The sequence below is a fragment of the Candidatus Pelagibacter sp. uisw_098 genome (assembly GCF_059512505.1).
This window is the reverse complement of the sequence record NZ_CM183454.1, coordinates 453,169-479,457: the sequence shown is the minus strand read 5'-3', so window position 1 is coordinate 479,457 and position 26,289 is coordinate 453,169. Positions and strand designations below refer to the sequence as shown.

The 26,289-nt window shown below is 31.3% G+C and carries 26 protein-coding genes; 6 read left to right on the top strand and 20 right to left on the bottom strand.

The features are described from left to right. Window positions 1-17: 17 nt before the first annotated feature. The 5 genes from AC5YF9_RS02535 to AC5YF9_RS02515 form a co-directional block, all read right to left on the bottom strand. Window positions 18-1,418 carry a Glu/Leu/Phe/Val family dehydrogenase gene (locus tag AC5YF9_RS02535; protein ID WP_415304501.1) on the bottom strand — a complete coding sequence of 467 codons (1,401 nt, stop codon included), beginning with the start codon at window positions 1,416-1,418 and terminating at the stop codon, window positions 18-20. Between the two features lie 49 nt (window positions 1,419-1,467). Next, window positions 1,468-1,956, bottom strand: coding sequence for a hypothetical protein (locus AC5YF9_RS02530; RefSeq protein WP_415304499.1), 489 nt, complete (start codon window positions 1,954-1,956; stop codon window positions 1,468-1,470). Then, a complete protein-coding gene (locus AC5YF9_RS02525) occupies window positions 1,953-2,246 on the bottom strand; it encodes a hypothetical protein (protein ID WP_415277785.1) in 294 nt (97 codons plus the stop codon). Before AC5YF9_RS02525 ends, AC5YF9_RS02530 begins: the two co-directional genes overlap by 4 nt. Window position 2,247: 1 nt before the next feature. Further along, entirely contained in the window at window positions 2,248-3,858 is a 1,611-nt protein-coding gene (locus AC5YF9_RS02520; RefSeq protein WP_415304497.1) for a SulP family inorganic anion transporter, read from the bottom strand. A gap of 168 nt (window positions 3,859-4,026) precedes the next feature. Next, on the bottom strand, window positions 4,027-4,431 hold the full coding sequence (locus tag AC5YF9_RS02515) for an HIT domain-containing protein (RefSeq protein ID WP_415304496.1): 405 nt from the start codon (window positions 4,429-4,431) through the stop codon (window positions 4,027-4,029). A gap of 59 nt (window positions 4,432-4,490) precedes the next feature. Here AC5YF9_RS02515 and AC5YF9_RS02510 point away from each other — a divergent pair, with 59 nt between their 5' ends. Continuing rightward, window positions 4,491-4,691 (top strand): DUF2061 domain-containing protein, encoded by a 201-nt coding sequence (locus AC5YF9_RS02510; RefSeq protein ID WP_415289854.1) that lies wholly within the window; start codon window positions 4,491-4,493, stop codon window positions 4,689-4,691. Between the two features lie 16 nt (window positions 4,692-4,707). Here the strand turns inward: AC5YF9_RS02510 and AC5YF9_RS02505 are convergent, their stop codons facing one another. Both AC5YF9_RS02505 and AC5YF9_RS02500 read right to left on the bottom strand, forming a co-directional pair. After that, window positions 4,708-6,012, bottom strand: coding sequence for a malonyl-CoA decarboxylase domain-containing protein (locus tag AC5YF9_RS02505; protein ID WP_415304495.1), 1,305 nt, complete (start codon window positions 6,010-6,012; stop codon window positions 4,708-4,710). Window positions 6,013-6,142: 130 nt separating this feature from the next. Beyond that, window positions 6,143-7,315: a pyridoxal-phosphate-dependent aminotransferase family protein gene (locus tag AC5YF9_RS02500; protein WP_415304493.1), complete on the bottom strand. Its 1,173-nt coding sequence runs from the start codon at window positions 7,313-7,315 to the stop codon at window positions 6,143-6,145. 41 nt (window positions 7,316-7,356) lie between these two features. On the opposite strand from AC5YF9_RS02500, the gene AC5YF9_RS02495 reads away from it, so the two are divergent. Then, window positions 7,357-8,514, top strand: a complete 1,158-nt coding sequence (locus AC5YF9_RS02495) for a mandelate racemase/muconate lactonizing enzyme family protein (RefSeq protein WP_415304491.1) — start codon at window positions 7,357-7,359, stop codon at window positions 8,512-8,514. A 17-nt stretch (window positions 8,515-8,531) separates the two neighbouring features. Further along, window positions 8,532-11,435, top strand: a complete 2,904-nt coding sequence (locus AC5YF9_RS02490) for an FAD-binding and (Fe-S)-binding domain-containing protein (RefSeq protein WP_415304489.1) — start codon at window positions 8,532-8,534, stop codon at window positions 11,433-11,435. Here AC5YF9_RS02490 and AC5YF9_RS02485 read toward each other — a convergent pair. From AC5YF9_RS02485 to dctP, 10 genes are all read right to left on the bottom strand, one after another. Continuing rightward, a complete protein-coding gene (locus AC5YF9_RS02485; RefSeq protein ID WP_415304488.1) occupies window positions 11,432-12,625 on the bottom strand; it encodes a CaiB/BaiF CoA transferase family protein in 1,194 nt (397 codons plus the stop codon). The two genes, AC5YF9_RS02490 and AC5YF9_RS02485, sit on opposite strands and share 4 nt — an antisense overlap. 3 nt (window positions 12,626-12,628) lie before the next feature. Continuing rightward, complete coding sequence (locus AC5YF9_RS02480) at window positions 12,629-13,411, bottom strand: enoyl-CoA hydratase/isomerase family protein (RefSeq protein ID WP_415304486.1); 783 nt, start codon at window positions 13,409-13,411, stop codon at window positions 12,629-12,631. Beyond that, window positions 13,412-14,695, bottom strand: a complete 1,284-nt coding sequence (locus AC5YF9_RS02475; RefSeq protein ID WP_415304485.1) for a TRAP transporter large permease — start codon at window positions 14,693-14,695, stop codon at window positions 13,412-13,414. After that, complete coding sequence (locus AC5YF9_RS02470) at window positions 14,695-15,204, bottom strand: TRAP transporter small permease (protein ID WP_415304484.1); 510 nt, start codon at window positions 15,202-15,204, stop codon at window positions 14,695-14,697. Before AC5YF9_RS02470 ends, AC5YF9_RS02475 begins: the two co-directional genes overlap by 1 nt. A 44-nt stretch (window positions 15,205-15,248) precedes the next feature. Further along, the gene (locus AC5YF9_RS02465; protein WP_415304483.1) at window positions 15,249-16,223 is read right to left on the bottom strand and encodes a TRAP transporter substrate-binding protein; all 975 of its coding nucleotides are present in this window, start codon (window positions 16,221-16,223) and stop codon (window positions 15,249-15,251) included. Window positions 16,224-16,366: 143 nt separating this feature from the next. Then, the gene (locus AC5YF9_RS02460; protein ID WP_415304481.1) at window positions 16,367-17,203 is read right to left on the bottom strand and encodes a sulfite exporter TauE/SafE family protein; all 837 of its coding nucleotides are present in this window, start codon (window positions 17,201-17,203) and stop codon (window positions 16,367-16,369) included. After that, the gene (gene dusA, locus AC5YF9_RS02455; protein ID WP_415304479.1) at window positions 17,203-18,207 is read right to left on the bottom strand and encodes a tRNA dihydrouridine(20/20a) synthase DusA; all 1,005 of its coding nucleotides are present in this window, start codon (window positions 18,205-18,207) and stop codon (window positions 17,203-17,205) included. The genes AC5YF9_RS02460 and dusA overlap by 1 nt, the downstream gene beginning before the upstream one ends. Then, complete coding sequence (locus AC5YF9_RS02450; RefSeq protein WP_415304477.1) at window positions 18,197-19,528, bottom strand: TRAP transporter large permease; 1,332 nt, start codon at window positions 19,526-19,528, stop codon at window positions 18,197-18,199. Before AC5YF9_RS02450 ends, dusA begins: the two co-directional genes overlap by 11 nt. Further along, window positions 19,528-20,022 (bottom strand): TRAP transporter small permease subunit, encoded by a 495-nt coding sequence (locus tag AC5YF9_RS02445; protein ID WP_415295665.1) that lies wholly within the window; start codon window positions 20,020-20,022, stop codon window positions 19,528-19,530. The genes AC5YF9_RS02450 and AC5YF9_RS02445 overlap by 1 nt, the downstream gene beginning before the upstream one ends. A gap of 46 nt (window positions 20,023-20,068) precedes the next feature. After that, entirely contained in the window at window positions 20,069-21,079 is a 1,011-nt protein-coding gene (gene dctP, locus AC5YF9_RS02440) for a TRAP transporter substrate-binding protein DctP (protein ID WP_415304476.1), read from the bottom strand. A gap of 88 nt (window positions 21,080-21,167) precedes the next feature. Here dctP and AC5YF9_RS02435 point away from each other — a divergent pair, with 88 nt between their 5' ends. Next, the gene (locus AC5YF9_RS02435) at window positions 21,168-22,313 is read left to right on the top strand and encodes a CaiB/BaiF CoA transferase family protein (RefSeq protein ID WP_415304474.1); all 1,146 of its coding nucleotides are present in this window, start codon (window positions 21,168-21,170) and stop codon (window positions 22,311-22,313) included. Here the strand turns inward: AC5YF9_RS02435 and rpoZ are convergent. Beyond that, window positions 22,310-22,879, bottom strand: a complete 570-nt coding sequence (rpoZ, locus tag AC5YF9_RS02430) for a DNA-directed RNA polymerase subunit omega (protein WP_415304472.1) — start codon at window positions 22,877-22,879, stop codon at window positions 22,310-22,312. The genes AC5YF9_RS02435 and rpoZ overlap by 4 nt on opposite strands. A 42-nt stretch (window positions 22,880-22,921) precedes the next feature. After that, window positions 22,922-24,130 carry an MFS transporter gene (locus AC5YF9_RS02425; protein ID WP_415304470.1) on the bottom strand — a complete coding sequence of 403 codons (1,209 nt, stop codon included), beginning with the start codon at window positions 24,128-24,130 and terminating at the stop codon, window positions 22,922-22,924. Between the two features lie 14 nt (window positions 24,131-24,144). Here AC5YF9_RS02425 and AC5YF9_RS02420 point away from each other — a divergent pair, with 14 nt between their 5' ends. After that, on the top strand, window positions 24,145-25,011 hold the full coding sequence (locus tag AC5YF9_RS02420) for an NAD(P)-dependent oxidoreductase (RefSeq protein ID WP_415304467.1): 867 nt from the start codon (window positions 24,145-24,147) through the stop codon (window positions 25,009-25,011). Window positions 25,012-25,017: 6 nt separating this feature from the next. Then, complete coding sequence (locus AC5YF9_RS02415; protein ID WP_415304465.1) at window positions 25,018-25,617, top strand: pyridoxamine 5'-phosphate oxidase family protein; 600 nt, start codon at window positions 25,018-25,020, stop codon at window positions 25,615-25,617. A 2-nt stretch (window positions 25,618-25,619) separates the two neighbouring features. On the opposite strand, the gene AC5YF9_RS02410 is transcribed toward AC5YF9_RS02415, so the two are convergent. Beyond that, the gene (locus tag AC5YF9_RS02410) at window positions 25,620-26,279 is read right to left on the bottom strand and encodes a hypothetical protein (protein WP_415304463.1); all 660 of its coding nucleotides are present in this window, start codon (window positions 26,277-26,279) and stop codon (window positions 25,620-25,622) included. Window positions 26,280-26,289 lie beyond the last annotated feature (10 nt).

Below are 26,289 nucleotides of genomic sequence, written 5' to 3'. Positions count from 1 at the left end.
TAAAATTAAGCCGCTATTTATCGTTTAGGGAACCCTTCTACTGTATAGAAGTTTCTTATCTTCTTTAGAGACACATAATAAGCACTGTCTCTAAATGATCTTTTTATTTGTTTTTTAGCATTATAAATTTCAATAAATGCATTTCTCATACTGTCTTCTAGACCTGAAAAAGCTAAATCCTCTTCATCAGCACCATGAATAATTTTTTTAATTGTGTCAAAATCTGTTTTGGTATTAGTTTTTTTATCTATCAAATCAATAATGTCTAATATTTTCTGTTCTTGAAATCTTTTTTCAACTCTACCAAAACGTATATGAGAAATATCTTTAACCCACTCGAAATAAGAAACTACTACTCCGCCTGCATTGACATAAATATCGGGGATAATCATAACTCCTTTTTCAAATAATTTTTGATCTGCTTCAAATGAAATGGGTCCATTAGCAGCTTCAATTATTAATTTTGTTTTAATTTTATCTACATTATCAACAGTAATTGCATTTTCTAATGCAGCTGGAATTAAAATATCACAATCCAATTCTAAGAGTTCACTTGGGTTATTTTTAAATTCTCCAAGTTTAGGATTATTAATACTTTTATTTTTTTGAACAAATTCAATTAGTGCATTTATATCAATGCCTTTTTTATTGTATAAATAGCCATCAAACTCTCCAATAGCTATAATCTTTGCATTGTCTCTATTATATAAATGTTTAGCTAAATTGCTTCCTACGTTACCAAAGCCTTGAACTATAATTTCATTATCTTTTAATTCATTTTTTAAACCAGCTTCTTTAACGACGTCTTCATGTCTAAATATTTCTCTAACTACTTCTTCAATACCTCTACCGGTTGCTTCTGTTCTTCCAGCAATACCTCCACGATGTAAGGGTTTACCCGTTACACAACCTCTATAATTTATATCATCAGGTTTAAGTGTTTTGTATGTCTCTAAAATCCATTCCATTTCTCTTTCTGAAGTTCCGACATCTGGAGCTGGTACATTTAATGCTGGAGAAATAAAACCTTTATTAATTAGTTTACTTGCAAAGGCTTTAGTAATTTCTCTTAGTTGAGGCATTGTGTAATTCTTAGGATTAATCTTTAAACCTCCTTTTGCACCACCAAAAGGAATATTAACTATTGCACATTTGTAAGTCATTAAAGATGCCAAAGCTTCTGTGTCGTCTTGATCAACGGTTTCAGAATATCTTAGCCCACCTTTAGTTGGAAGTATGTGTTCTGAGTGAACTGCCCTCCATCCTGTGAAATTATTAATTTTGCCCTCTAGGACAACACCTACATTTACTTTAATTAATGAGTGAGTGGATTTTAAATGTTCAAGTAAGTCATCACTAAAGTTTAGTAATTTAGCTGACTTGTCTACATGTAAGTTGACGTTATCTTTAAAGCTCATTTTTAAAAATCATATATTAATGAAATTTATTAACCACTTTTATCTTTATCTAATGAGGCTTAGTCCAATACCCATAAACACATCGTGTGCCCCGTCTTGAACAATCATAAGTGTCATGCAAGACACCCTCTTTAACAACTGTTATATGTTTTGAACAAGATACAATTAAAGTCCCACTTGGAAGTTCTTTTTTTTTTAAATGAACCTTACAACCTTGTCCTATAAACATCGTTGGCGTCCACTGCCATCCTAACTTTTCAAGGTATTTCTTAACAACCACTCTATGAGTGCCAGACCTCGGGCTATCATTTTTTTGTTTTAAACTTCTTGCAAGTCTAGTTCTTGATGTAGTTCTAAATTCTTCATTTGCTTTATAAAGATCGTCATAAATTTTTTGGTAAGGAAGATTTGTTACAATTGCAATGGATCTAACTACACAGTCTCCAGCTTTTCCTTTATAACCAGCGGCAGCTCGTCCCCCGTCATTGATTTCTAATTCTAAATTGCTACTTGAAAATAATCTCTTAAAAAAATTCAAGATTTACTTTTGTGATCAAGGATCTCTACCATACACTGAGTTGCATATTCACGCCATTCCTCAGCTGATTTATCCTTAAGGTTATTAAGGTGGTTCATATTGCTATCTATATTTTCTTGATGTTTAGCTTTGTCGGCTTCTTCTAGATTTTTTTCCATGTTAGTAAGATTGGTCTTCATCGCATTAATCCAACTATTGCCAAGCTCTACACATTTAACATCATCCTTCTCATCACAAATTTGTTTAAAGAAATTGAAAATAACGTCATCGGCTTTTATCTCTTTGCTCATGTTAATTTCCAAAAATACCTAATTTAACATCATAATCAACTGCAATTCCGTAATCAGGATCGTCATCACTATCAACAACAAGCTGGCCTGCTCTGCTTAATAATCTATGACAATCACGAGTTAAATGTCTTAATTTAACTTTTTTTCCAAAACTATTATATTTGTCAGCAATGTCTTCAATTGCCTTTAAAGCTGATTGATCAATTACTTTTGATCCTGCAAAATCAATAATAACTACTTCGGGATCTTCTTCTGGTTTAAATAATTCTAAAAAACTATCCGTTGAACTAAAGAAAAGTGGTCCTTCTATTTCGTAAACCTTAGCACCCTTTTCTGTAGCAGATGGTCTCTCAACTGCTCTAATTCTAGATGCAGATTTCCAAGCAAATACTAATGCAGATACAATCACCCCAACAATTACAGCAACAGCTAAATCTTCTAAAACAGTTACAACAGTTACAAGAATAATAACTAACGCATCACTCTTTGGTACAAAAAATAATATCTTTAAAGAATTCCACGCAAACGTTCCAATCACCACCATAAACATTACACCAACAAGAGCTGCAATTGGGATCATCTCAATATAGCTTGATGTATATAAAATAAAAATTAATAAGAATAATGCTGCAGCTATTCCTGCAATTCTTGTTCTACCACCTGATTTTACATTAATCATAGATTGGCCAATCATCGCACATCCACCCATACCCCCAAAAAAACCAGTAACTGTATTTGCAAAACCTTGAGCTAAACATTCTTGACTAGCCCCACCTCTTTTATTGGTAATTTCACCAACTAAGTTAAGTGTTAATAAGCTTTCAATTAAGCCAATGGCAGACAATATAAATGCATAGGGGAAAATTATTTTTAAAGTTTCAAAATTTAAAGGAACATTTGGAATTGAAAATATAGGTAATCCTCCTTTAACACTTGCAAGATCTCCAACACTTGGAATATCAATTTTTAATGCTAAAACTAATATTGATGTTACAAAAATTGCAGCAAGTGTAGCTGGAACTGCTTTAGTAATTTTTGGTAGTAACCAAATAATCAACATAGTTAAAACTACAAACCCTATTGAATAATATAAAGTGTTTCCTGAAATCCACACTGATTGCCCCATTGCATTAAGGGTTTTAAACTGACTAAGTTGTGAAATACCAATAACGATTGCAAGGCCATTAACAAAACCAAGCATTACGGGTTGTGGTACCATTCTAATAAATTTTCCAAGCTTAAAGACACCTGCTAGTAATTGTAAAATTCCCATTAACACTACAGTTGCAAACAAATATTGAGCACCGTGATCCATAACAAGTGAAACCATGACAACCGCTAAAGCACCTGTTGCTCCTGAAATCATTCCAGGTCTTCCCCCGAATACAGCTGTAATCAAACCAACGATAAAAGCAGCATAAAGTCCTGATAAAGGTGCAACTCCTGCAACAAAAGCAAAGGCAATAGCTTCTGGAACTAACGCTAAAGCAACCGTTAAACCCGATAAAACTTCAATTCTAAACAGAGAAAAGGAAACACCTTCCTTTGGAATATAATTTTGTGAGTTAAAACCAATAGATTTTGCAAATGATGAGAGAGTGGTTTTAATCAATATATTATAATTTAATTATTTGTGAATCGAGGTGTTATCTATTTAGTAAAGCAAGCAGTTGATAAAGTCTACTTTCAATTAATACGTGTTAACAGATTTGGGACGAATCAGATACATAATGATTAAGAGGTAGTGGCGGGAGACTAAAACTACCTCTGTCCTTACCCCTTAATCCTTAAAATACTTTTTAATCTTATTGATAGTTTTTGCTAATAGAATTTTTGTATAAGGTTTCCCTTTAACCACCCAAACTGACAAAGGCCACGTACTGTCTTTAGTAGATCTTGCGATAATATGAATATGTAACTGAGGAACAATGTTACCGATCTTCTCAACATTAAGTTTTTTTGTTTTAAAAATTTTTTTCATTAATTTACTGCAATGAACAATTTCTTTCATTAATAAAATTTGATCTTTTGAGTTGAGTTCTGAAATATCGGTAATATTTTTTCGCTTAGGAATTAAAATGATCCATGGAAACTTAGCGTTATCAATTAAACGAATACTACATAGTTTTAAATCATCTATTAAATGAGAATTTTTTATAAAACTTTTACTTACTTTATTAGTCATAGTTAAATATTAATATAAATGTGTTCTATAAGCAAAAATTATTATAGGCTAATTATATTATGGCAGATAAACAAATACGTTCCGTTGCTAAAACATTTTCATGGAGACTTTTTATTTTTATCTACTGGGTAATATTTGGCTATATTTTTACTGGTAGTTTTAAAGGGGCTGGAATACTAGGGCTAGGTTCTATAATTCCTCTCTTTTTTTATTATTTTCATGAAAGAATCTGGAATAAAGTTAAATGGGGTCTTAATTAAAAAATAAAGAATATATTTATAAATATTTCTTTATTTTATCAGAGACGATTACTTTATTATTATTCATATATTCTTCATGATTTTTTTCTATATTTTTAAGTTCATAAAGATAATTAACCATCACACCATAAGATCTTTTAAAACCAGTTTCTGAAATATTTGCATTAACGACTATATCGTCAACAATTGCTCCATTGCCTAAATGAAATCTACTAACATCATTAACTGGTAGTCCTTTTTCATTTTTTTCATTAACAATATAATGGGCTACTAATTTTATTATAGCTTCCTTATTTTTTATAATTCTACTGTCACCTAATTTTAAGTCTTGAGATTTTAAAAAGATAGCATCTTGATCTTTTAGATCGCCTAAAATATTTTTAATCTTATTTTCCTCTAAATAAGTAAACCAATCAGCAAACCCTGGTATAGGTGATAAGGTACCAAAGTTTTTAATGTGAGGTAGTTCTTCTTGTATTTCATAAACCACTCTCTTTATTAAAAAATTACCCAAAGTTACTCTTGATAGACCTTCTTGACAGTTACTAATTGAATAAAAAGTAGCTGTATCATAAGATTTTTCCTCATTATCTGTCGGCTTCATTAATTCTTGAATAGATTTGCCGAGACCTTTTGTAAGGGCTACTTGAACAAAAATAATAGGCTCATCTTCAAGGGCTGGATGAAAGTAAGAGAAAAACCTTCTATCTTCACTTAACCTTCTTTTAAGTTCATTCATATCTTTTATTTGATGAACTCTTTCGTATTTAATTATTTTTTCTAAAACTGCAGCTTTTGTATCCCATGTGATTTTAGCAAGTTTAAGAAATCCTGGATTAAACCAAGCTCTAAATAAATGTCTAAGATCATTATCTAATTCTGAAAGTTCTTTATTGTCTTTTAATATTCTTATTAAATCTTCTCTTAACGCAACTATAATCGCAGTTCCATTGGGTGCCATATTCATTCTTCTAAAAAGCTCTCTTCTCTTACCTTCAGAAACTTTAAATAAATCAGACAAAGTTTTTTCATTTTGAGATTTTGTATAATTTTCAATTGCTTCATTAACTTTTGTAAAGCTGGGCTTATATTTGTCATTAATTTTTTTAAAAAATGATAATTTATTTTCTGGAGATAGTGATTGATATAGTTCAGTAATATCTCTAGCTACAGTAATACCGAATGCTGCACCTTTGTGTGAAATTAAATCATCACATAATGATATGATAGATTCTAAATCATTTTTTTTAATATTTTTTATACTAAAAAGTTTTTGACCTGCATCAGCAATCGATGAAATTATCTCTTTAAAATTAAACATAATTAATTATATAATATCTAAATATTCAACTAAAGATCTAATAGAAACATTTAGTGAAAAAGTTCCATAAATTGTACTTTTTTAAAAATTTATACTGTTAAAATTTAAAAAAATAATTTTTACTTAATTTTTAAGAAAGATATTCAAGAGCTGTGAGAATACCACCTTTTTTATAAGGTATTTTAGATTTCATTAAACCCATCTCAACTCCTGCTAACGTTCCAGCAAGCATTAGTTCATTAAAATCACCTAAATGACCAATTCTAAATATTTTTCCAGCAACTTTTGCTAATCCTGCTCCTAAAGACATATTGTAATCATCCAATATAATTTTTCTTAGTGCGTCTGCGTCATGACCTTCCGGAACAAGAACTGCAGTTAATGTGCTAGAATATTCTTCTGGGTTTTTACAAAGCACTTCTAACCCCCAAGCATTCACAGCTATCCTGGTTGCTTCAGCAAATCTTTTATGTCTATTAAATACATTTTCTAAACCCTCTTCCATAAGCATATTAATTGCTTCATCTAATCCATATAACAAGTTTGTAGCTGGCGTGTATGGAAAATGACCTTTTTTATTACTCTCTATCATTGGCTCCCAATCCCAATAAGATTTAGGTAAGTCTGAGTTTTTATAAGCCTCTAAAGCTTTTGAACTTATGGCATTAAAAGAAAGCCCTGGAGGTAATAATAAACCTTTTTGAGATCCACCAACTGTAACATCTACTTTCCATTCTTCATGCTTGTAATCTATTGATCCTAAAGAAGATATTGTATCTACAAATAATAAGGCTGGATGATTTGCACTATCCATTGCTTTTCTTATTTCACCGATTCTGCTAGTTACACCTGTAGAAGTTTCATTGTGTACAGCACAAACTGCTTTAATTTTTTTTTCTTTATCTTCTTTTAATTTCTGTTCAACAATATTTGGATCTACACCTGTTCTCCAGTCACCTTTAATAAAATCTATTTCTAATCCAAATTTTTCTGCAATATCATACCAAAGAGTAGAGAAATGACCTGTTTCAAACATTAAAATTTTATCCCCAACACTTAAAGTGTTAACCATTGCAGCTTCCCAGGCACCTGTACCTGAGGCAGGAAAAATTATTACAGGTTCAGAAGTTTTAAAAATTAATTTAATTCTATCTAATACTCTTAAACCTAATTCTGCAAAATCAGGTCCTCGATGATCAATGGTAGGATAATCCATTGCTCTCAGAACTCTATCTGGCACGTTTGTTGGTCCAGGTATCTGTAAAAAATGTTTACCTGGTCTAATAATATTTGAAATTGCCATAATGCTGTATAAGCTAAAGTTATTAGATAATCAAATTTTTAATGATGACAAATATTAGTAATTTAATAGATAGCTTAGAAGTTTACATATTAAACAACCCTGATGAGACAAAGCCACACTGGGTAAGTCATTTTATTGTTCCAACTGCAAATGAATTATTAATCAAAATTAAAAATAAAAATGGTAACTCAGGATTTGGAATGGCAACAAGCTACACTGATATATCACCAATTATCAAACCATTTTCAAATGGCCTTGAAGATTTCATAATTGGAGAAGATCCATTTTGTCCTGAAAAAATTTATGAAAAAATATTTAAATTAACTGATACTAGAATCAGTAGTGAAAAAGGCTGGAGTAAAGAATCTTTAATTAGAATTTCAGCAGCTCTAGATATTGCTTGCTGGGACTTAGTTGGCAAATCATTAAATATTCCCCTATATAAATTATTTGGAGGTTATAGGAATAAAGTTCCAGTGTATGTAACTTGTGGATATTACCGAGAAGGTAAAAGCGAGTCAGAGTTAAGGGAAGAATTAAAAAAATTAATAGAAATAGGTCATCAAAGTTTTAAAGTTAAGGTAGGTGGATTAAGTATTAAAGATGACGCAAAAAGATTAGAAATAATTAGAGATGAAATTGGTCAAGAAAAAGAATTAATGATCGATGTCAACCGAGCTTGGGATCTCAAAACTGCAATTGAGGGAGTTAGAGAGTTTGAAAGATTTAAACCAACCTGGATTGAAGAACCACTAAGATGGGAAGATGATCGAAGAACACTAAAACTCTTATCAAAAAAAACAAGTATACCTCTTTCGGGTGGTGAGAGCGAGATAACAACTTATGGATGTAGATCTATGATTGAAGAAGATGCAATACAAATATTACAATTTGATTGTACTATGTTTGGTGGATTTACAAACGGGAAGAAACTTTCTGCTTTGTGTGAATTAAATCATATCGATATAGCTCCTCACCACGATTGCTTCATACACGCACCATTAGTTGCATCTACTCCAGCAGGAAGAATTGTTGAGTCATTTGATGATGAAAGAGATCCTTTACAAGCTCAATTATTTGAAAACTCTCATAAGATGAATAATGGATGGATATATTTAAATGAAAAGCCTGGTTTAGGACTAGAAATTTCTGAAACTGCGTTAAAAAAGTTTGGTAAATTAGTTTACAAAAATAAATAAACCTTTATCAAAGTTTAATGAGTTTAAGCGCAGGTCAAATACAAAAAATTAGCAAAGAAATTAGCAGTAAGGTTGAGGGAAAAACTTTATTCGATGACTTTTCTAGGGGAAGATATAGTACTGACGCATCTGTTTATCAGATAAAGCCTATAGGTGTAGTTTTACCAAAAGACACTAATGATGTGCTAAATCTGATGGAATATTCTCAAAAAAATTCAATTCCATTATTAGCTAGAGGTGGTGGAAGTTCTCAATGTGGACAGACAGTTGGTGAAAGCATTGTTTTAGATTATTCAAGACACCAGAATAAAATTTTAGAAGTAAATTTAGAGGAAAAATATGTTTGGGTAGAACCAGGTGTTGTATTAGATCACTTAAATGCACAACTAAAACCTCATGGATTGTGGTTTCCAGTTGATGTATCTACTAGTAGTAGAGCTACGATTGGTGGAATGTCTGCAAACAATTCTTGTGGCTCAAGATCTTTATATTATGGGAATATGGTACATAATGTTTTGGCAATAGAAGCAATTTTAGATGATGGCTCTATAACTACATTTGATCACATTAATAAAAATTTGTTATCTACAAAAAATGATCAAGACAAATTATATAAAATAATAAACAAGTTTTTTGATGTAAGAAAAAACGTAAGTGCTGAATTAAATGAACATTGGCCTACAACACAAAGAAGAGTTGGTGGATATAACATAGATTTAATTGATCCAAATGGATTTAATTCCTCACATTTACTAGTTGGATCAGAAGGAACGTTATCTTTATTTAACAAAATTAAATTAAAGCTATCTGAATTACCAAAAAATAAGATACTAGGTGTTTGTTATTTTGATAATTTTCATCAGGCTATGGAAATATCTCAAGAAATCGTGAAATTAAAACCAACATGTGTTGAGTTAATGGATCGAAATCTATTAAATTTAGCAAAAGATATTCCTATGTACGCAGAGGGAATAAAAAAATATATCAAGGGGAACCCTGCTGCTGTATTGATGGTAGAATTTATAGATACAGATCAAAAAGTTTATGAAAAAAAAATAAATGATCTGGAGTACATTGTTTTAAACCAAAATAATAAAAATCAGTTTAAATATTATTCTGATCTTAATGAGCAAAAAGAAGTTTTTGATATAAGAAAAGCTGGACTAAATATTCTAATGTCTATGAAAGGTGATAGAAAACCAGTTGCCTTTATTGAGGATTGTGCTGTCTCGCTTGAACATTTGGCAGATTACACAGCAAGTTTGAATGAAATATTTAAAAAATATGGAACAAGTGGAATGTTCTACGCTCATGCATCTGTTGGAACCTTACACGTAAGACCTGTTTTAAATATGAAATCAGATAATGATATAAAAAATATGAAATCTATATCTGAGGAGGCATTTGCAATAGTAAAAAATTATAAAGGATCACACTCTGGTGAACATGGAGATGGTATTGTGAGATCTGAATTTCACAAAATGATGTTTGGAGAAAAAATTACAAAAGCTTTTGAGGAAATAAAAGATACATTTGACAAAAAAAATCTTTTAAATCCTGGTAAAATTGTAAGACCACTCACTTCAAACGATAGGTCTCTAATGAGATATAAGTCTGGTTATCAGGCTGAAAAAATTAATACACACTATGATTGGTCTGATTGGGGACAATTGTCAGATGCTGTGGAAATGTGTAATAATAATGGTGCATGTAGAAACCTTGACTCAGGTGTAATGTGCCCTTCATATCGAGTAACTAAAGAGGAAAAAGACTTAGTTAGAGGTAGAGCAAACACACTTAGATTAGCATTATCAAATCAATTACCTGAGGGATCGTTTGTCTCTAAAGACATGTTTGAAACAATGGAGCTGTGCGTTAGCTGTAAAGCTTGTCAAAGAGAATGTCCAATGTCCGTAGATATGGCCAAGATGAAAAGCGAATTTCTTTCTCATTACTACAATAAATTTAGCATGAGAATTAAAGATAAAGTTATATCGGAGATGCCAAAGATGATTTGGGTTTTAAAGATCATTGCTCCAATATTCAATAAAGTCAAAAACGTACCTATAATTTCAACAATTATTGAACAATTTGGATTTACAACCAAAAGGGAAATGCCAGAGGTACAAAGTCAGGATATTTTAAAAAAAATATACACAGAGCAATTAAAATCTGAAAAAAAATTAATATTATTTGCAGATACTTTTAATATAAATTTTGAAAATCAAAATTTAATATATGCTATAAAAGTATTAAACAAACTAGGTTTTCAAACAATCATACCAAGTTATGATAAAGATAATTTAGATAGGCCTTTATGTTGTGGAAGAACCTATATTTCTTACGGACAATTAGATAAAGCAGCAAATGAATTAAATCGATTTAATGATTATATCATAAAGAATAATTATTTTAATTTACCAGTTGTTGGAATTGAACCTTCTTGCTTACTTACTTTCAGTGATGAGTATCAAAAATTAAAAGATGTAAAAAATAGAGAAAAAATAAAAAATAAATTTTATTTATTGGAAGAATTTATATTAGAATATATTGAAAACGATAATAATATTAAGATTAATAAATTTGACCAAAATGTATTAATACACGGTCATTGTCATCAAAAGTCTCAAGATAGAATGAAAGGTCTTAAAAATCTTTTATCTAAATTAAAGATTAACAACAAAATGATAGAATCCAGTTGTTGTGGTATGGCTGGATCATTTGGTTATGACAGTAAGCACTATGAAATATCAAAAAAAATGGCAAATTTATCCTTGATACCTGCAGTAAACAATAGTGATGAAAAAGATTTTATTATTGCAAATGGTACTAGCTGTAGACATCAAATTTCAGATTTATCTGATAAAAAAGGTAAACATGTTTCTGAATTACTATTTAAAATTTTTGAAACTGTAAATTAAAGTATTACTTTTCTATTATAAAAATCTTCTATCTCTTCGTGCTTGTATCCAAAACTCAGCATAATTTCTCTTGTGTGTTCACCTAAATTAGGTGCACCTTTTGATTTTTCTGTTTTACTTTTTGAAAACTTGATTGGCATACCAACAGCCTTGCTTTTGCCAGCTTTTTTATTATCAACTTCAATTATCATTTCCCTATGAATTGTTTGTGGATCTTCAAACATTTCAGTAATCGAATTTATAGGTCCACATGGTAAACCATTATTATCAAATATCTTTAACCATTCATCGGCAGTTTTTTTAATAAGTTCACTATTAAGTATATCTACAAGTTGATTAATATTTTTTTTTCTATTCAGGTTTGATGAAAATTTTTCATTTTCTTGAAGATCTTGACGATTAATAGCCTTTAGTAGCATTAACCATGTGTTTTGATTAGAAGCTCCCACTGTAATCCATTTATCTTTGGTTTTAAAAGCTTGATAAGGCGCAGTTAATGGATGTGCAGATCCAAGTGGTCCAGGAGATTGTCCAGTAGCACCAGCTATAGCTGATTGCCAATAAGTATGAACTATGCCAGCTTCAAATAAAGATGTATCAACTTTCTGACCTTCTCCAGTTTTTTCTCTATGAATCAATGCAGCTAAAATTCCACTTGAAGCTAGCAAACCAGCAGTAATATCTGTGATGGGTGCTCCAACTTTCATTGGGGGCTTATCATTGCCCTCTCCAGTTATACTCATTAAACCACTCATTCCTTGAGCAACTAAATCAAACCCACCTTTATCAGCATAAGGACCAGTTCTGCCATATCCAGATATTTCACAAAGAATTATTTTAGGATTAATCTCAGACATCACATCATAACCAATACCTAATTTTTCTAACGTACCTTTTCTAAAATTTTCTAGAACTACATCAGAATTTTTAACCATTTCTTTAAAAATCTTTATTCCATCTTTATCTTTTAAATTTAAAGCTATTCCCTTCTTATTTCTATTCATCATCATAAATGCTGCAGCTTCTCCATTAATATCAGGGGGAAGAAAATTTCTAGTATCATCTCCAGCAGGTGTTTTTTCTATCTTTATAACTTCAGCTCCAAGATCCGCTAATAATAATCCACAAGTTGGGCCAGCCATAATTTGAGCCATTTCCAAAACACGAATGCCCTTCAATGAAGTTGTCATTTATTATTTATTTCTGAATTTAGGTTTTGTTTTATTCAAAAAGGATTTGTACCCAATTTTAAAATCCTCAGTATCGTAACATTTATAACCAAGATTGTTTATCTTTTCAGTCACTTTACCATTCTTTAAAATATTTCTAGCAAATTGTTTGTGCCATCTTGTAACTTTTGGTGCACCCTCGCATATTAATTCTGCAGATTTATAAGCTTCTTTTTCAACATTCTTGTCATCAACCACTCTGTTAACAAGTTTTTTTTCAAATGCTTCTTCTGCACTAAATACCCTGCCCTCAAATAAAATTTCCATAGCAGTCGAGTAATTAGTTACCCTTAAAAGAACTTCTAATTCTTTTGCAGCCATTGTTAAACCTAATCTTTTAATTGGAATTCCAAATCTTGAACTTTTACCACAAATTCTAATATCACAACATCCTGCTATTTCTAATCCACCACCAACACATATTCCTTCTATTAGTGCTACAGTCGGTATTGGACAATTAAATATTTCACCTAAAGTTCCATGCAAAAATTTGCCATAGGATTTTGCTAATTTTGATGATGATCTTTCTTTTTTAAATTCCCCTATATCATTACCTGGGGAAAAAGATTTTTTACCTTTGCCTCTTATAATTATACATCTTAAGTTTTTATTTTTAGATAATTCTTTGAATATTTTTCCAAGCTCTATCCACATGGGCTTGGTCATTGCATTTAACTTTTCTGGTCTGTTTAAAATTACTTCAGTTAAATGACTATTTATCTTATTAAGCTCAATTAATTTATCCATTTAACTCCTATAAAAGTATTCAACTAGTGTCATTGGTATGGCAGGTACATAGGTCACTAAAAGCAACAATATTACTAAAACACTTATAAAAATAAGGTTTTCTCGAGTTACATCCCATATATCTTCTTTTGCTACAGAGCATGCAGTTGCTAAAACACTTGCAACTGGAGGTGTTTGTTGTCCAATTGCTAAATTTAAAGTGACTATTATACCAAAATGAACTGGATCTATACCCACAGCATAAACTAAAGGCATAACAATAGGGACGGTAAGGATTATTGCTGCTACAGAATGCAAAAAGAAACCAATAACTAGAAGAAAAACATTTAATATTGCTAAAACAGCATACTTATTATTTGTAAAGTCCATAATTGATGCAGCAATTTTTTGCGGAAGTTGTTCGACTGTTAAAAATTCACCTAGTAATACTGAAGCCGCTACCAACAACATTACTGATGATGTTTGAATCGCTCCTTCAGTTGCGGCTTCATAAAGTCTTTTAAAATCTACCTCTCCATAAACTAACCCAATAACTAGTGATGCTACAACCGCCAAGCCTGCACCCTCTGTTGCCGTTACAACACCACCGAAAATACCACCCAAAATAATTACAGGTAGTAAAAATGCTAATGCTGCTTCTCTTGCAGTTTTTCTAACATTTGCAAGATTAAATGTTTCTTCAACTGGAAAATTTCTGCGTCTTGCTGTGATATATGCGGCTAACATTAAAAAAAAACCACCAATTACACCAGGTACAATTCCAGCAACAAATAATTGTACCACTGAACTTTGTGACATCACCGCATAAACAATCATTGGTATAGATGGTGGAATAATAATTGCTAAAGATGCTGAAGACGATGTGACTGCAGCAGCAAATGCTCCTGGATATCCTTTTTTCTTCATTGCTGGAATTAAAATTGAACCTAATGCAGCAACATCTGCAACTGCAGACCCAGAAATTTCTGCAAAAAACATTGAAGTTGCTATGTTGATCATGCTTAAACCACCCTTAATAAACCCAACCAGAGCAGAAGCAAACGCTATCAATCTTCTAGAAATACCAGCACTATTCATTATTGAACCAGCTAGAATAAATAAAGGTATTGCTATCAATGGAAATTTCATTGACCCATCAAACATTACAATAGCAGTATCGATTAAAAAACTTGTTCCAGACTTTAATACCATTGCAATTATTGTTGTTACAGCTAGACCAATAGCAATAGGAACATTTATAGATAAAATAAATAGTAATACTAAAAACATTGTTAAAATTAACATCAAATATCTCCTGTTTGTTCAATGTTAGTTGTTTGAAGAACTAAATTTTTATAATCCTCTGGAATTCTTAAAGTTTCAGATAAAATAAATAGACATGATGCAACTGGTATCACTGATTGTACAAAAATTTGAGGAACCCACTCTAAAGTCACTAATGTTTCTCCTCCAATAAGTGTTAAAACTTTGAACCCATAATAAGCTAACAATATCAAAAAAGCATAGATAACAAATTTAGATAGTACGAAAAATATTTTTCTTAAAGCTAATGGAAATGCTTTAAAAATACTTGGTACGCTTATATGTGCTCCTTTTAATGATGCATATGCTGAGCCATAATACGTTATCCACGCAAGTTGAACCGCTGCAACTTCATCATACCAAACTAAAGCGCTACCAGCAAAACGGAACGAAACACCAAGCAATACTGTTACTGCAAGAGCTACCATCATTATGAACAGTATAAATTTTAAAAAATTTTCGTATGAATTTATAAATTTTTTTAATGTCATATATTTTTCTAGGCCCTCAGAAAGAGGGCCTAATACAAATTAGATTAATTTGCTAAAGATGATACTTTTTCAATTAACGCACCACCAGTTGATACTTCTGATGCAAATTGATCATATATTCCTTTACTTGCTGCAATAAAAGCCCCTTTATCAGCAGTGTTTACTTTAACTCCAGCTGACTCAATTACACCTAGTAAAGATTTTTCAAGTCTAGCAGCTTCTTCGTATACAAACTTTTGCGTGTCTTGCGCAGCTTGTTCTAGGATAGCTCTTACATCCGCAGGAAGTTTGCTCCAATGATCTTTATGTACTGCTACATAAGCAGGAGTATAAACGTGACCTGTAATAGATAGATATTTTTGCACTTCTTGAAACTTAGCACTAGCTATTTGAGCATATGGGTTTTCTTGACCATCCATTGTTCCAGTTTTCAAAGCTGTAAAAACTTCTGAAAATGACATTGGAGTAGGGTTTGCGCCATATGATTGGAACATTTTGACTCTCCATTTTGACTTAGGAGTTCTTAATTTAATTCCTTTTAAGTCATCTGGTTTATCTATTGCTCTTACATTGTTTGTAATATGTCTAAAGCCATTTTCCCATACTGCTATAACTTGATAACCAGTTTTGGCTTCAAGATTTTTAAACATTCCTGGTAATACTTGGCTTTCAACTTTATTCATGTGCTTTCTATCTTTAATAATAAATGGCATATCAAAAACACCAAACTCATCATGAATTGAAGCCATAACAGATGATGGCAACCACATATTTACAGTACCTAATTTTAGTTTTTGCATACCCTGTTTATCTTTACCAAGTTGCGACGAACCAAATACACTTACTTTACCTTTGTTACCTAATCTCTCATTTGCAAGTTTAGCAAAATGATCAACTGATGCAGAAAATAATGAACCAGGTTTACCCACGTGTCCAAATTTTATTTCAGTTGAATTAACTGCCAAACTTAAAAAAAATGATGAAAATAAAACAACAATTATTTTATTAATTTTACTCATATTATCTCCCTCTAAGTTAATTATTCTTAGGAAAACCTATCTAAAATATGAAAAGATATCTAGTAATTAAAATGGCTAATTTGACACCAGATATCTTGTTTTTATAAATATAAAGGAGTTATTGCTAAATTAATTAGGAAAATTTAATTTATAGATAGATACTCAATAAAAGATCTTATTGAAACTATAATTAAAAAAGTACCAAAAATTTTACTCAATAATTTTTTATCTATTTTATATACTGTTTTAGCACCAAGTCTTGCCATAACCATTGTTACTGGCACAAATACGATAAAACCTAATAAATTAATGTATCCAAAGCTAAAAGGAGTATTGATATTATCTATTATTTTTCCACTAATAATCATTGTTATAGTTCCGCTAATAGCTATTAAAATACCTGTTGCCGCTGCTGTACCAATTGATTTTCTTATATTATAACCAATTGTTCTCATAAAAGGCACCATTAAAGATCCACCTCCAATACCAAGAGGTACAGAAAAAAAACCAATGATAACTCCTGAAATATTTTTTACTAGTTCAGGTATTTTTTTTGGATTTTCTACCAATGCCTCTCTTAAAAAAATAAAAAATAACCCGATCATAAAAGCAAAAATTGAAAAAAATAAAACTAAAGTGGGAGTATTTAAATTTACCACTAAGAAGGTTCCTAAAATTACCCCAGCAAGAATAAAAATACCAAACGATTTTACCATTTTAAAATCAACTGCATCATGCTCCATGTGAGTTTTGGTAGAAATTATTGATGTTGGAACTATTATTGCTAAAGAAGTTCCAACAGAAAGATGCATTCTTGTAACAATATCAAAATCAAGAATAGTAAATGCATAATATAAAGCTGGCACCATTATAATTCCACCTCCAACCCCAAGTAATCCTGCCATAAAACCAGCAACAGCTGCTGATATAGCAAGGACTGCTAATAAATTAATCATATCTCCATAATTTAGATTTTCCATTATGAGTTAGCTTGATTGGCTTTCTCGTTATTTTGAACAATTGTCATTATATGTTTAGATTTTTGAAAATCTGAATCTCTTGCCATCATATTATCACTTAAATATCTTTTCCAATCTTTTGAGCCAATTTGGCCATGGTACAAACCAACTGTATGTCTCATAATATGATTTACTTTTGTCCCACTTTTAACTTCTTTTTCAAGATATTCTAGGAGCTTTTCTGCAATCCCTTCTCTGGTCGGCTGTTCTTTTGAGTTAAAAATTTCTTTTTCAATTTCAACTAATGAATAAGGGTTTTGATAAATGGATCTACCAATCATGACACCATCACATAAGGTTAAATGATTTTTAATCTCATCAATTTTTGAAATTCCTCCATTGATAATGATTTCCAAGTCTGGGTTTTCTTCTTTTACTTTATAGACCATTTTATAATTTAGTTTTGGAATATTTAAATTTTGCTTAGGTGACATTCCTGTTAAAATAGCTTTTCGAGCATGTAATATAAAAGTGTTACAGCCGACACCCTTCATCTTTAGTATAAAATTATTTAAATAATCAAATTCTTCAGTATCATCAAATCCAATTCTAGTTTTTGCAGTAACTGGGATTTTGCAAGCATTAACCATTGAATTGATACATTCTGCAACAAGATCTGGTTCTCTCATCAAACAAGCACCAAACATATTCTTTTGAACTTTTTTACTGGGGCAACCTAGATTGATATTAATTTCATCATAGCCCATATCCTCTGCAATTTTTGCAACTTCGGCTAATTCTACTTTATCAGATCCACCTACTTGTAAAGCCAAAGGTTTTTCTTCTGGACTATAGGATAAAATTTTTTTTCGATCTCCATGTATTGCAGACTTTGTTGCAACCATTTCTGAATACAGCATAACATTCTTACTCATCAATCTTAAAAAGTAACGATCATGACGATCGGTACAATCCATCATGGGTGCTACAGAAATTTTTCTATTAATGTCTTTTTTAATATCCAAGGGGTTTACCCATTAGTTTATCAGGTAACCACGATACGATCTCAGGAAAGATACATAGTATAAGTATAGATAAAACCATCATCATCATAAATGGAAACGATCCTCTTAAGATTGTGGATAAACTCACGTCTGGCGTTATTCCCTTAATTATATAAAGATTTAATCCAACTGGTGGTGTGATTAAGCCTATTTCCATATTTATTGTAAATACAATCGCAAACCAATAAGGATCAAAACCTAATGTAGTTATAACAGGTAACAATATCGCTGAAGTCATCACAATAACTGCCACTGGAGGTAAAAAGAAACCAGCAACAAGTAAAAATACATTAACCATTAAAAAAATCATCCACTTGTTACTGCTTAATTCGATCATGCTTTGAGCAAGCGATTGAGTTACATAAAGTTGTGATAATGTGAATGCAAAAAGATAAGAGGCCGCAATAATAAACATTATCATTACACTTTCTTTCATTGAAATTTTAACAATATTCCATATTTTTTTTGGCTGATAAATTTTGTAAACAACTGCAATCATTACAAAAACTAAAAATGCTCCAACACCAGATGCTTCAGATGGTGTCGCAACTCCTCCATAGAGAACATATAAAACCCCAACAATGATTGCTAAAAACGGAAAAATTCTAGGAAGAACTTCAAATTTTTCTTTTAAAGTTGGTGGCTTTCTATTTCTTAATAATTTTGATGCATTTTTATCAATGAAGTAACTGTGTATTAATGCCCACACAGCAAAAAGACTTGCCAACATAAACCCAGGAATAATGCCAGATAAAAATAGTCTTCCAATAGAAGTTCCTGTTGCCATACCATAAACAATTAAAACTATACTAGGTGGAATTAAAACTCCTAAAGTTCCTCCAGCAGCAATTGTTCCTGTGGCAATTTCATCTGAGTATCCTCTTTTTCTCATTTCAGGAATTCCCATGGTACCAATAGCAGCACATGTCGCTGGACTTGATCCGCTTAAAGCTGCAAAAATCGAGCATGCACCAATATTAGATATAACTAAACCACCTGGAACTCTCCATAACCATCTATCAAGACCAGTATACAAATCTTTGCCTGCAGGTGAATGGGCAACTGCCATCCCCATAAGAATGAACATCGGGATTGATAGCAAAACAAATGAATTTAATCCTGCATAAAAAGTTTCAGCAAATACATCTAACATTTGCAGTCCTTCGAAAGCAACCAAGAGAGTAATTGAAACAAAACTTAATCCAAAAGCAATTGGAATACCTGAGAATAAAACTATTAGTGTAAAAACAGCAACAATTATTGCAATCGTTAGCGGATCCATTATTTAAAATCCTTTTCATCAAATAGTTTTATTATTTCAGCAATATATTGAAGTATCATTAAAATAGAACCTATTAACATTGATGAATAAGGCACCCATAAAGGAGGATCCCATATTGTGCCTGTAGTGTAATTTTTAATGAAAGCTTCCTCTACCATTAAGAAACCAAAATAAAACAATGTTAGAAAAAACCCTAAGCTTAAAAATGAAGTAAAGATCTTGAGTTTAATAATATTTTTTTTAGACATAAAGTCGTAGATCCACTCCATACTTACATGAGCTTTTTCACTTAAAACATAAGCACTACCAATAAAAGTAGATGCAACAAGCAACATTGTAACCAATTCTGTTTGCCAAGTAATTGCATGTTGAAAAAAATATCTTTCAAAAACTAGTTCGACAATTACCAAGATAGACAAGATTAAAGCGCCTACGGCAAAAGCTCCACAAGCTTGAGCTGTGTAATTACAAAATTTTAAATAATTTTTTATCATAAAAAAAGCCCTTATTTATTTTAAAACAAGGGCTTTATATATTAATTTATTTAACTGCTAAAGCCATTTCCATAAGCTTAGCACCACCTGGTACTTGCTCTGCAAACGCTTTGTGGGCAGTTTTCTTTGCGATCTCAATCCATTCAGCGTGATCTGCGGCAGTCATATATACTAACTCAACACCAGCATCTCTATAAGCATCTTCAAATGTCTTATCAAGGTTAGCTACTTGTGCTGTCATATATTTTTCAGCTACTTTTCCAGCTTTCATAAGAGCTTTTTGTTGCTTAGAACTTAAAGCATCAAAAGACTTCTTAGACATAAGGATCGGCTCATACATAAACCATAGACCAAATTTTCCTGGAGGTGTTGCACATTTTACTTGTTCGTAAATTTTGTAACTTACAAAACTTCCTGAACTAGTATTTGCACCAGTTAATACACCTGTTTGTAGACCAGTATAAATTTCTGAAGATGGCATACTTTGAATACCGGCTCCTGCACCTTCAAGCATTTGGTTAAATGCTTTACCAGCTGCTCTCATTACTTGACCTTTTGCGTCGCTAGGTTTTCTAATACATTTTGTTTTTGAAACAAAACCACCACCTAACCAAGCATCAGATAAAACAACTACACCTGCATCATTAATAATTTTTTTAATCTCAGTCATCATTGGAGATTTATTAAATCTTAAAGCATGATCATGGTTTTTAACTGTTCCTGGCATTAAAGTTGCACTGAACTCTGGGTGAAACTTTGAAGCGTATCCCAAGGGGAAAGCAGATATATCTAATTGACCAGTGGTCATTGGTTTCCACTGTTCTTTAGGTTTATATAAAGATTTTGCAGGGTAAATTCTAATGTCGATATCAACATTAGCTTTTTTAACTTCATCTGCAATTATTTGTACCATTTCATGACGTGGGTCAAAAGATCCGTCAGCTCTAGGGGTTCCTGGCCATTGGTGGCTAGCTTTTAACGTAACTGCATAAGCAGAAGTAACACTTGTCAAAACCAAAACTAGTGCGACAAAGTATAAAGATATTTTTTTAAACATTATTTTCCTCTCTTCTATTGTTATTTAAGGGATGCATTAAATTCAAGATTTTGGTAAGAGTCAATACTACATAATTACTTAATAAAATATGGATGGACCTTTAAATAACCTATTAGTTCTTGATCTAACTAGAGTGCTAGTAGGTCCTTATTGTACGATGATGCTATCAGATTTAGGTGCACGTGTGATAAAGGTGGAAGCACCAGATGTTGGAGATGACTCTAGAAAATTTGGACCCTTTATTGAAGATTATTCGGCTTATTTTATGTCACTTAATAGAGGCAAAGAAAGTATTGCTCTAAATTTAAAAAATGAAAATGACAAAAAAATATTTAATAAAATTTTAGCTAAAGCAGATATCTTAGTTGAGAATTTTAAACCAGGCACATTAGAAAAATGGGGATATGGATGGAAAGATATTTGTAAAAAGTATCCTAGATTAATTTATGCATCGGCATCAGGCTTTGGACAAACAGGTCCGTTAAAAGAACTGCCTGCTTATGATTTGGTTGTTCAAGGTATGGGTGGACTTATGAGTGTTACTGGTCAACCTAATTCTGAACCAACAAGGGTTGGTACATCTATTGGGGATATCACGGCTGGATTATTTACTACAGTTGGAATAAATGCGGCTCTTTATGATAGAGAAAAAACTGGTAAAGGAACTTTTATTGATGTTTCAATGCTGGATTGTCAAATTGCAATTTTAGAAAATGCTATAGCAAGGTATCTTGCTAAAAATGAAATACCAAAACCCATGGGATCTCGTCACCCATCTATCGCTCCTTTTGAAGCATTTAAAACAAAAGATAGTCACATCATTATAGCTGCTGGTAACGAAAAACTATTTGAAAAACTTTGTGATGTTTTGGATATTTCTGAAATTTCTAAAGATCCGAAATTTAACACAAACTCGTTACGATCAGAAAATATGGATGATCTTAAAAAAATTCTTGAAGATAAACTTGTTGTTAAAAATACTGCTGATTGGGTAAGCAAAATGGAAAAAGAGAAAATCCCATGTGGTCCTATCTTTAATATAAAAGAGGCTGTTGAAAATCCTCAAGTCAAAGCAAGAAATATGATTGTTAAAGCACATCACAAAGCAATTGGAGATTTTAAATTAGCAGGTAATCCAATTAAAATGTCTAATTATAAAGATGAAACAACGCGTGGTGATATTCCAGACTTAGATGAACACAGGGAAAAAATCTTAAAGGAATTTAATAATTAACTGTTAGGTTCAGTTTCTTCTGCATCTTCTTTTGCAGTTTCAGTTTCAGCTATTTGATCTAAAGAAACTTCTGTTTCTTCACTAGCAGTTTCAGTGTCTTCACTAGCAGTTTCAGTTTCTTCACTAGCAACCTCAAGTTCTGGATTAACTTCTACTTCAGGTTCTGCTTTTGCAGTTAATTCTTCCAAATCTTCTGGTGCTACTTTAATTTTTTCTGGAATTTTTCTGGCTCTTTTTGATGGCAAAATAGGAGTTCCACTTATAGAAATCTCACCTTTATACATACTTTCAAAATCATCACCTACAACTTCATCATCTTCAGAGCCATCGTCAACTTGTTCAACATGTTTTCTAAGCTTGTGAATAGCACTATCAGTTAAATCTGAAACTTTAATAGTTTCTTCTGCAATCTCTCTTAATGATATAACTGTATTTTTATCATTATCTCTATCAAGAGTAGGTTCAAGCCCTGAATTTAATTGAACTGCTCTTTCTTTAGCAACCAATACTAATTCGTAAGGACTTTCTACTTTATCAATGCAATCTTCTACAGTTACTCTAGCCATGCGCAGTATCTATACGGTGGTTAAAAAAAATCAAGGTTAATTTTACAAATATTGAGGATTAAGCTTGTTCTTTATGAAGAATAACAACGATATTGCAATTAAAACATAAGATCCTGAAACTAAAGCTATTTGTTCAATAGAAAAGCTATTATCGATCAATATTCCAAATAAAGCTGTTCCAAATGCAGTTGAAAAAACCATGAAGGCTGTTGTGAGAGCTTTAATGGCACCAATATATTTAACACCATAAATTTCAGCCCATGTAGAAGAACCTAAAACATTTGATAGTCCATTTGAAACCCCAATTAAACCAAGGAAGACAAAAGATGAAAATGGTGAATTAAAATAATAAAGCACAAACGTTGCAACTAATAAAGGAATGTTCATGTAAATTAATAATTTTCTACTTGTAAATTTATCAATCAAAAAACCAGATAAAAATAAAGTAATAACTGATAGAACTGAATACACCATAAAGGATTGGGCAATAACATAAGGTCCCCAACCTTTGGATGACACTATAAAAGATTGATAAACAAATGTACCCGTTGCAATCCAAGGCATTGCTAACATACTTAGACATATAATGTAAAAACGGTAATCTTTTAAAACCTCATTTCTTGTCCATTGTTTTATATCTTTAGTTTTAATATTTACAGTATTAGATGTCTCTCTTGAATCTAATTTAACATTTTTAACTAATGCAACGATGACTATAGGTAAAATGATAACAATTGAAATTGAAATAGCTATCCAAATATTTCTCCAATCAATAAAAGTTAATAAAAAAATAATCAATAAGGGTAAAATAAATTCAGCTAACGATAAACCAAGCCAAGTTGTACTTAACGCACGTCCCCTAGTCTTTTCAAAAAATCTTGAAATTGTCGTAGTTGCTGTGTGAGACATTAATCCTTGGCCTGACAGTCTCATTAAAAAAATTGATAAAAATAAAAAAGCTACTGAAGAAATTTTAGAAAATAAAAAACAAGAAATTGCTAGCAAAGCAATCACATAAGCTGCAAATTTTAAAATATTAAAATCATCTATCTTTTTACCAACCCAAACTAATATAAAACTGCTTAATAAAGTTGCGGATGCATATATTGATCCAAATTGACCATGACTGATAGAAAGTGCATCTCTTATGCTTGAATTAAATAGTCCTAGAAAAAAACTCTGTCCAAAACTTGAAAAAAATGTAAATATAAAACCAAATAAAATTACTTTAAAATTCAAACTTTTAAACATAGGAAATAGAAATTATGAGCAATGTTGCATTTATAGGTTTAGGTGTCATGGGTTATCCAATGGCAGGATATATATCAAAAGCAGGCCACAATGTAACTGTTTATAACAGAACTGCTGCAAAAGCTGACAAATGGGTTGCTGAATATAAAGGTTCAAAAGCAGATACTCCTGCAAAAGCTGCTGAGGGTGCTGACTTTGTGTTTACCTGTGTTGGTAATGATAATGATTTAAGAGAAGTAACATTTGGTGACAACGGTATCTTTAAAACAATTAAAAAAGGTTCAGTTTATATCGATAACACCACAGCTTCTGCAACAATTGCTAGAGAAATTTATGCCCATTCATTAAAAAGTGAATTTGGTTTCTTAGATGCACCTGTATCAGGTGGACAAGCTGGTGCTGAAAATGGTGCACTAACTGTTATGATTGGTGGAGATCAAGTAAACTTTGATAAAGCTAAAGAAATTATTGATTGTTATAGCAAAAAAATGAAATTATTAGGTGGTGCAGGTAATGGCCAATTAGCAAAAATGGTTAACCAAATCTGTATTGCAGGTTTAGTTCAAGGTTTATCAGAAGCGATTAACTTTGGAAAAAAAGCAGGTTTAAATATGGAAGATGTAATTGAAGTTATATCTAAAGGTGCTGCTCAATCTTGGCAAATGGAAAACAGATACAAAACAATGATTGATGATCAGTTTGAGTTTGGTTTTGCAGTTGATTGGATGAGAAAAGATTTAAAAATCGCAATGGATGAAGCTAAAAATAATGGCTCATTACTTCCTGTAACAGAAATTGTTGATAAGTATTACGGTGAAGTTCAAGAAATGGGTGGAAAACGTTGGGACACTTCTAGTTTGATTAGAAGACTTAGTAAATAATCTATAATGCAACCAGCATACTACGAAGATTTTGAAGAGATCAAAAATAAGATTTGGTCAATGTTGGATAATGCTATCAAAGATAGGGGATCTCCATTTAGAATTCCTGTATTTATTTGTGGTGGTCAAGATGACTTTGATGGCAGAATTGTAGTCCTTAGAAAATCAGATAGAGAAAACAATATTATCCAATACCATAGCGATATCAGATCTAATAAAATTGCTAAATTAAAATCAAATAAAAATGCAGCAATGTTATTTTATGACAAGGAAGAGAAGATCCAAGTTAGGCTTAAAGTTGAATGCATTGTTAATCATGAAAATGACATTACAAAACAGTCTTGGTTAAAAACAGGACACATGAGTAGAAAATGTTATTTAGTTGATAACGGACCAGGAACATTTTCTGAAACCCCAACCTCAGGACTAAAGCCTGAACTGGATAATTTTGAATTTACAATGGAGCAAAGTGAAGTAGGTTATAAAAACTTTACTGTTATTCAATGTAAAATTAAAAGTATGGAATGGCTTTATTTAGCAGCCAAAGGTCATCGTAGAGCTAGATTTGATTTAGAGAATAAAAAAGATTGCTGGCTAGTTCCGTAGGATTAAAATCGGAACAAAATTATTTTTTTGATAAAATATAAAATAAAAAGCGAATAAGTATATGATTTGTAAAAGATTTTATATTTAAGGTAATATCTTAGTTTATTGCCAGTCCTATCAGACTTTTCTTGAAACTTCATGTCTTCGTAAGAATGATTTAAGACTTCTTTGCTTACAGTATTATTTAAGCCTTTCCTTACAAACACTAAATTATGATAGAAAGAAATGTTAGTTATTTGTGCATCATAATCTTTTGTTGTGTAAAAAGGGTTTGCAATTTCTTGATAATTTAATCTATCTGTTAAATTTATAAAAAAATTCATGTGTGTGTTTGAGTACTTTAAATCAAACGAGTTACCACCAAAAAAATGGTTGTAACTGGTTTGCATATCCTCAACCACATAAAGCCCCTTGTTATTAAGAATTGGAAAAAGTAAATGAAAACTTTTTTTAACATCTTTAGAGATGTGGCTTCCATCATCTATAATGATATCAAAATTGCCATATTGATTTATAATTTCATTTATAAATTTTTTATCATTCTGAGATCCTTGATGAACCCTTATATTTTTTTTATCTAAATTTTTTTCTTCAATATCTATTTTATGGATGTCAATACCAACAATAATTGAATTCTTAAAATAATCAGACCAAATTAACAATGATTGTCCA

What these genes read in the sequence shown, in the direction of transcription:
- AC5YF9_RS02435 (WP_415304474.1), top strand. Translation starts at nt 21,168, where the DNA reads ATGGATGGACCTTTAAATAACCTATTAGTTCTTGATCTAACTAGAGTG.
- AC5YF9_RS02470 (WP_415304484.1), bottom strand. Translation starts at nt 15,204, where the DNA reads ATGACATTAAAAAAATTTATAAATTCATACGAAAATTTTTTAAAATTT.
- AC5YF9_RS02490 (WP_415304489.1), top strand. Translation starts at nt 8,532, where the DNA reads ATGAGTTTAAGCGCAGGTCAAATACAAAAAATTAGCAAAGAAATTAGC.
- dctP (WP_415304476.1), bottom strand. Translation starts at nt 21,079, where the DNA reads ATGTTTAAAAAAATATCTTTATACTTTGTCGCACTAGTTTTGGTTTTG.
- AC5YF9_RS02500 (WP_415304493.1), bottom strand. Translation starts at nt 7,315, where the DNA reads ATGGCAATTTCAAATATTATTAGACCAGGTAAACATTTTTTACAGATA.
- AC5YF9_RS02515 (WP_415304496.1), bottom strand. Translation starts at nt 4,431, where the DNA reads ATGACTAATAAAGTAAGTAAAAGTTTTATAAAAAATTCTCATTTAATA.
- AC5YF9_RS02425 (WP_415304470.1), bottom strand. Translation starts at nt 24,130, where the DNA reads ATGTTTAAAAGTTTGAATTTTAAAGTAATTTTATTTGGTTTTATATTT.
- AC5YF9_RS02465 (WP_415304483.1), bottom strand. Translation starts at nt 16,223, where the DNA reads ATGAGTAAAATTAATAAAATAATTGTTGTTTTATTTTCATCATTTTTT.
- AC5YF9_RS02450 (WP_415304477.1), bottom strand. Translation starts at nt 19,528, where the DNA reads ATGGATCCGCTAACGATTGCAATAATTGTTGCTGTTTTTACACTAATA.
- AC5YF9_RS02445 (WP_415295665.1), bottom strand. Translation starts at nt 20,022, where the DNA reads ATGATAAAAAATTATTTAAAATTTTGTAATTACACAGCTCAAGCTTGT.
- AC5YF9_RS02510 (WP_415289854.1), top strand. Translation starts at nt 4,491, where the DNA reads ATGGCAGATAAACAAATACGTTCCGTTGCTAAAACATTTTCATGGAGA.
- AC5YF9_RS02485 (WP_415304488.1), bottom strand. Translation starts at nt 12,625, where the DNA reads ATGACAACTTCATTGAAGGGCATTCGTGTTTTGGAAATGGCTCAAATT.
- AC5YF9_RS02495 (WP_415304491.1), top strand. Translation starts at nt 7,357, where the DNA reads ATGATGACAAATATTAGTAATTTAATAGATAGCTTAGAAGTTTACATA.
- AC5YF9_RS02480 (WP_415304486.1), bottom strand. Translation starts at nt 13,411, where the DNA reads ATGGATAAATTAATTGAGCTTAATAAGATAAATAGTCATTTAACTGAA.
- AC5YF9_RS02525 (WP_415277785.1), bottom strand. Translation starts at nt 2,246, where the DNA reads ATGAGCAAAGAGATAAAAGCCGATGACGTTATTTTCAATTTCTTTAAA.
- AC5YF9_RS02420 (WP_415304467.1), top strand. Translation starts at nt 24,145, where the DNA reads ATGAGCAATGTTGCATTTATAGGTTTAGGTGTCATGGGTTATCCAATG.
- AC5YF9_RS02535 (WP_415304501.1), bottom strand. Translation starts at nt 1,418, where the DNA reads ATGAGCTTTAAAGATAACGTCAACTTACATGTAGACAAGTCAGCTAAA.
- rpoZ (WP_415304472.1), bottom strand. Translation starts at nt 22,879, where the DNA reads ATGGCTAGAGTAACTGTAGAAGATTGCATTGATAAAGTAGAAAGTCCT.
- AC5YF9_RS02415 (WP_415304465.1), top strand. Translation starts at nt 25,018, where the DNA reads ATGCAACCAGCATACTACGAAGATTTTGAAGAGATCAAAAATAAGATT.
- AC5YF9_RS02505 (WP_415304495.1), bottom strand. Translation starts at nt 6,012, where the DNA reads ATGTTTAATTTTAAAGAGATAATTTCATCGATTGCTGATGCAGGTCAA.
- AC5YF9_RS02475 (WP_415304485.1), bottom strand. Translation starts at nt 14,695, where the DNA reads ATGTTAATTTTAACAATGTTTTTAGTATTACTATTTATTTTATCTATA.
- AC5YF9_RS02460 (WP_415304481.1), bottom strand. Translation starts at nt 17,203, where the DNA reads ATGGAAAATCTAAATTATGGAGATATGATTAATTTATTAGCAGTCCTT.